Origin of the sequence: Bifidobacterium sp. wkB338, from assembly GCF_003688325.1 — a bacterium.
In the GTDB taxonomy this organism is placed as follows: Bacteria; Actinomycetota; Actinomycetes; order Actinomycetales; family Bifidobacteriaceae; genus Bombiscardovia; species Bombiscardovia polysaccharolytica.
In genome coordinates this window covers 1-353 of the sequence record NZ_NPOR01000017.1, presented here as the reverse complement: position 1 = coordinate 353, position 353 = coordinate 1, and the positions used below count along the sequence as shown (strand labels likewise).

The 353-nt window shown below is 39.7% G+C and carries 1 protein-coding gene; it reads left to right on the top strand.

Going from position 1 to position 353, the window contains the following annotated elements; translation table 11 throughout:
* Nucleotides 1–151: 151 nt before the first annotated feature.
* On the top strand, nt 152–353 hold a 202-nt coding region (locus tag CI603_RS04015; protein WP_147438277.1), incomplete at its 3' end, for a hypothetical protein.

Genomic DNA, 353 nt, shown 5'->3' with positions numbered 1-353 from the left:
TGAGTATCTGAAGTCTCTGCACGAATCACATCCAGATAATATAGAAATTACTACAAACTATGTCAAATTTGCACTCATCTGTCTTGAATCAAATTTGAGCATATCCGAGGGCAAATTCCCGACCGACGCAGTCCCCACCAATGAGACCCAGGTGAACATTGGTGAGGCTGCAATGAGTGAGATTGAATCACTCGAAGTCAACGATGATGAAGTAAACAAAAAGAGGCAAGCATATAAAGAATTACTCGAATATGCGGGAAATCGTCACTTTGAAAAAGCAAGGATTGGAGAAGCCATAGCTTGTATCTTCACTTGGCTCATAATAATACTTATCATCAATTGGATTTTCCATG